The sequence below is a fragment of the Micromonospora sp. NPDC049799 genome, from assembly GCF_040656655.1.
In the GTDB taxonomy this organism is placed as follows: Bacteria; Actinomycetota; Actinomycetes; order Mycobacteriales; family Micromonosporaceae; genus Micromonospora.
This window is the reverse complement of sequence record NZ_JBFAMU010000367.1, coordinates 1-4,974: the sequence shown is the minus strand read 5'-3', so window position 1 is coordinate 4,974 and position 4,974 is coordinate 1. Positions and strand designations below refer to the sequence as shown.

4 protein-coding genes are annotated in these 4,974 nt (G+C 72.0%); 2 read left to right on the top strand and 2 right to left on the bottom strand.

Features of this window, described 5'->3' with window-relative positions; translation table 11 throughout:
• Window positions 1-422 (bottom strand): putative RNA methyltransferase (locus AB0I76_RS22280; RefSeq protein WP_357038613.1); only part of this gene is annotated, 422 nt, incomplete at its 3' end.
• A gap of 152 nt (window positions 423-574) precedes the next feature.
• Between AB0I76_RS22280 and AB0I76_RS22275 the strand changes: the two genes are divergently transcribed.
• A complete protein-coding gene (locus AB0I76_RS22275; RefSeq protein WP_357038610.1) occupies window positions 575-1,654 on the top strand; it encodes an adenosine deaminase in 1,080 nt (359 codons plus the stop codon).
• Window positions 1,655-1,721: 67 nt separating this feature from the next.
• On the opposite strand, the gene AB0I76_RS22270 is transcribed toward AB0I76_RS22275, so the two are convergent.
• Window positions 1,722-2,327 carry an ATP-binding protein gene (locus AB0I76_RS22270; RefSeq protein WP_357038608.1) on the bottom strand — a complete coding sequence of 202 codons (606 nt, stop codon included), beginning with the start codon at window positions 2,325-2,327 and terminating at the stop codon, window positions 1,722-1,724.
• 193 nt (window positions 2,328-2,520) lie between these two features.
• Between AB0I76_RS22270 and AB0I76_RS22265 the strand changes: the two genes are divergently transcribed.
• Window positions 2,521-4,974 (top strand): nitrate- and nitrite sensing domain-containing protein (locus AB0I76_RS22265; protein ID WP_357038605.1); only part of this gene is annotated, 2,454 nt, incomplete at its 3' end.

Genomic DNA, 4,974 nt, shown 5'->3' with positions numbered 1-4,974 from the left:
GCGCGGCCCAGCGCCGGCTTGGCGACGTCCAGGGCCAGGCCGGCGGCGTCCGGCAGCGCCGCCAGCACCGCCGCGAGGTGCCGGCCGGTGCCCGCGCCGGCGTCGACGACCAGGGGGTACGCCCCGACGCCGCACCCACTTTGCGCTCCGCGGTCGGTGGCTGCGACGGCGGCACGGGCGAGGGCCGACGAGATCACGTCGTAGTGACCGGCAGCCAGGAAGTCGGCGCGTGCAGCGACCATCTCGGCGGTGTCCCCGACGTGCGGGGCGCGGCCGGCCAGCAGGTTCACGTAGCCCTGCCGAGCCACGTCGAAGCTGTGCCGACGGGAGCAGCGCAGGGCACGGGCGGTGCCGGCGGCCACCTCGGCCAGCGGCTCGGTGCAGACCGGGCAGCGGAGCCGGTCGACGATGCGCGGATCCACGTCAGGCGTCCAGGGCACCCGGCAGGTGCCGTACGGTCCGGCGTGCGACGCTCACCGGCTCATCCTCGCAGGCGGGCCAGCCGGTCCGGTGCCGGCACCCGGACCGGCTGGTCCTCGTCGGTCGCCGGACCCGTGCCCACTAGGGTCGGGTCATGGTCGCGACAATCCGGTACGAGGACATCGTCAAGGTCCCGAAGGCGCTGCTGCACGATCATCTCGACGGTGGGCTGCGGCCGGCGACGATCGTGGAGTTGGCCGCCGAGGTCGGACACGAGCTGCCCACCACCGAGCCGGAGGCCCTGGGCCGCTGGTTCGTGGCGGCGGCCGACTCCGGCTCGCTGGAGCGCTACCTGGAGACGTTCGCGCACACCGTCGCCGTCATGCAGACCGCGTCGGCGCTGCGTCGGGTGGCCCGGGAGTGCGCGCTCGACCTGGCCGCCGACGGGGTGGTGTACGCGGAGGTCCGCTTCGCTCCGGAGCAGCACCTGGAGCGTGACCTGAGCCTGGACGAGGTGGTCGAGGCGGTGCTGGCCGGGTTCGCCGAGGGCAGCGCGGAGGCCGCGGCTGCCGGCACGCCGATCCGGGTCGGCACGCTGCTCACGGCCATGCGGCACGCCGCCCGCTCGCAGGAGATCGCCGAGCTGGCGGTGCGGCACCGGGACACCGGGGTGGTGGGCTTCGACATCGCGGGCGCGGAGGCGGGGTTCCCGCCCACCCGGCACCTGGACGCCTTCGAGTACCTCCAGCGGGAGAACTTCCACTTCACCATCCACGCCGGCGAGGCGTTCGGGCTGCCCTCCATCTGGCAGGCGATCCAGTGGTGCGGAGCCGACCGCCTCGGCCACGGCGTACGGATCGTGGACGACATCACGCCCGGGGACGAGCCGGTGCTGGGCCGGCTGGCCGCGTACGTGCGGGACAAGCGGATCCCGCTGGAGCTCTGCCCGTCGTCCAACGTGCAGACCGGCGCCGTCGCCTCGATCGCCGACCACCCGATCGGGCTGCTGCGCGACCTGCGGTTCCGGGTGACGGTCAACACCGACAACCGGCTGATGAGCGGCACCTCGATGTCCCGGGAGATGGCGCTGCTGGTGGACGCCTTCGGCTACGGCTGGGCCGAGCTCCGGTGGTTCACGATCAACGCGATGAAGAGCGCGTTCATCCCGTTCGACGAGCGGCTGCGGATCATCGACGAGGTGATCAAGCCCGCGTACGCCAAGCTGCTGGGCTGAGCCGTACGGGCGCCGCCGTCCCGCCGGGTGTCCGACCTCACCCCGACGGCCGGCGTGTCGTGCCGGATCAGGGACGGTGCGGGTGGCCGGCGAGCAGGCCCGCCACGCGGCGCAGCACCTCGCCAGCGCGGGCCGCCTCCGCGCCGAGGCCGGTCTGCCGGCGCAGCACCGCCGGCTCCGCCCGCAGCAACTCCACCCCCCGGCGGAGCAGCACCCGGGGTGCCTTGCGCTGTTCGGCGAGGTCCCGGGCGAGCCGCCGGACGAAGGTCGCCCCACGGGGTCGCCGCAGCGCGTATGCCCCGGCGACCAGGCCGCGCCGGTGGCACTCGGCGACGATCTCGGCGGCGAAAATCCCTTCGGCCACGAAAAGTGGCGATCCGGCCAGGTCGAATGACCGGGTGGCCACCCGTCGGTCCTGATCGATCGCATAGACCGGCACTTCGGCCCGACCCTCGCGGGCCAGTCGGGCAATCGTCTCCACGGCCGAATCGGCGTCCCAGGACAGGGGAGACTCCCAGTCGACCAGGCCGTTCTGTCGCGGCAACGTAGGGTCATCGCCGTCCTTGTAGAAGTCGTCCAGACAGAGCACTGGCAGGCCAGTTCGCTCCGCTATGTACGACTTTCCGGAGCCGGAAGGGCCGGCGAGGAGGATGACGCGGTAGGGGTGTTCCATAACCTTCAGTTACTCCGGCCAGACGGACTGCTATCAAATCGCATCAACATCTCATCACACCCAGATCGACGGCCAACCTGGGCTTTCTCTTTCCGAGGAGGCGTGATGGAATCTCGGATGGTCCGACCCGCCGGGTCGGCCGCTGGGCGTTGCCCTGGGGTAACGCGGACGCTGAAATCACGAGGGCGGTGACGTGAGCAAACGGCCAAAGACGGCAGGCTCCTTCCTGTCGCGTCTGCGCCGGCCGGCCGGCCGGCTCCGCGACATGCCGATCTGGTCCAAGCTCGGTCTCATCATGATCGTGCCGACCATCGCCACGGTCGTCGTGGGTACGAGCGGTCTCGTCGACCACCTGCAGACGCTCAACAATGCCAACCGGGCCGGCGACCTCGCCATCCTCGTCGGCTACTCGGGTGAGCTGGTCGACACCCTGCAGGACGAGCGGACCAACGCGATCCGGCTGGTGGGCGGCGCGAAGGCCTCCGCGGAAACCTCCCGCACCGCGTTCGAGCAGGCCACCGCCCGCGTCGAGGAGGCGAAGACCCCGTACTCGCGGCAGCGCGCCGAGGTCGAGGACCTGCCGGCCGCCCTCGAGAACCAGCTGCGCTACATCGACCGGTCGCTGACCGACCTGCCGGGCATCCGGAGCCAGGTCCTCAACTACCGGCTCAACACCGCCCAGGTGTACCAGCAGTACGACGACGTGATCGCCAACCTGCTCAACGTGCGCGACTCCGCCACGCAGCTCGCCGGGGACATCGAGCTGAGCGACCAGATGCGCGCCGCCACGGCCCTGGCCCGCCACAAGGAGTTCCACTCCCAGGAACGCTACGTGGTGCACATCTCGCTGATCCAGCGCCAGCTCACGCCCAACCTGCGCGACCTCTACATCTCGACGTTCACCGCTCAGCGGCAGTGGCTGGAGACCTTCGGCAGCGTCGCCGATCGTTCCGACCAGGAGCGCTACCAGCAGACGGTCGCGGGCGCCGACCTGCGTGAGGCCAACGGCTACCGGAGCAACCTGCGCGGCCTGTCGAGCGCCGCCAACCTGAACCAGGCGGGCTTCAACGCCAACCAGTGGGACAACGCGATGGTTGCCGAGGCCGACCTGATGCGGAAGGTGGAGGCGGGCCTCGACGACGACGCCGTCCGGCTCGCCGACGACCTCCGCTCGGACGTGCAGCGCCAGGTGTTCCTGGAGACCGGCCTGCTGCTGATCATGCTGCTGCTCGCCATCTTCTTCGCGTACCTGGTGGCCCGCTCGATGGCCCGCTCGCTGCGCGACCTCCGGCAGGGCGCCCTCTCGATCGCCCAGTACGGCCTGCCCCAGGCGGTGGCGCGGCTGCGTGACCCGCAGGTCACCGGTCAGCTCACTCCGGTGCAGCTCGCCAACCAGATCGCCGAGCCGCTGCCGGTGCGCAGCAAGGACGAGTTCGGGCAGGTGACCGAGGCGTTCAACGCGGTCCACCTGGAGGCCGTGCGTACCGCCGCCGAGCAGGCCGCGCTGCGCGCCTCCGTCGCCACCATGTTCGTCAACCTGGCCCGCCGGTCGCAGATCCTGGTCGACCGGCTCATCGGCCACCTGGACCGGCTCGAGCGCGGCGAGGAGGACCCGGATCGGCTGGCCGAGCTGTTCCAGCTCGACCACCTGGCCACCCGGATGCGCCGTAACGACGAGAACCTGCTGGTGCTCGCCGGTGCCGACTCCACCCGCGTGCAGCGGGAGCCGGCCGCGCTGATCGACGTGCTCCGCGCCGCCCAGTCCGAGGTCGAGCACTACACCCGGATCGAGTTCGGCATCATCGACCGGGACATCGAGGTCGCCGCCCACGCCGTCAACGACATGGTCCACCTCGTCGCCGAGCTGTTCGACAACGCCACCGCGTTCTCCCCGCCGGACTCGCAGGTCATGGTGGAGGCCCGCCGCGTCGGCGACCGCGCGTCGCTCTACGTCGAGGACCGGGGCATCGGTATCAGCGCCGACCAGCTCACCGACCTCAACGAGCGGCTCGCCACGCCGCCGCAGGTGGACGTGGCCGTCTCCCGCATGATGGGTCTGGTCGTGGTCGCCCGTCTGGCGTCCCGGCACGGCGTCAGGGTGGAGCTGCGACCCGGCGCCGACCGCGGCACCGTCGCCGAGGTCACCATGCCCACCTCGGTGCTGGTGCCCAGGGCGCTCGCCGGCCGCGGCCAGCACATGCCGGCGTTGCCCGCACCGCAGTCGTCCGGCCCGGCGCCGGTGTTCGGCGCGCTGCCCGCGCTCGGCAACGGTCCCGTCGCCCCGGCCCCCCGGTCCGGCGAGTCCGGCAACCAGGTCACCCTGGGTGGCCGACCGTTCGACCCGGCCCACCGGAACGGCTCGGGATCCCCCACCGGCCCGGCCCGGTCGATGCCGGCCTGGTCCGACCTGACCGGCGCGAGCACTCGCAACGGCACCCCCGACGGCGGGGCCTTCCCGACGCGTCCGGCCAACGGCGACGCCTTCGGCCCGCGTCCGGCCAACGGTGACGGCTACGCACCGCGCACCGCCAACGGTCAGCCGATCGACCCGACTGGTCGTCAAGACCCGCAACGGTGGCGCCGAGGTCGTCGCGCTGCTGAAGACCGGCTCGGCGTACTACGCCCCGTCCGCCGCCGCCGCCCGCAT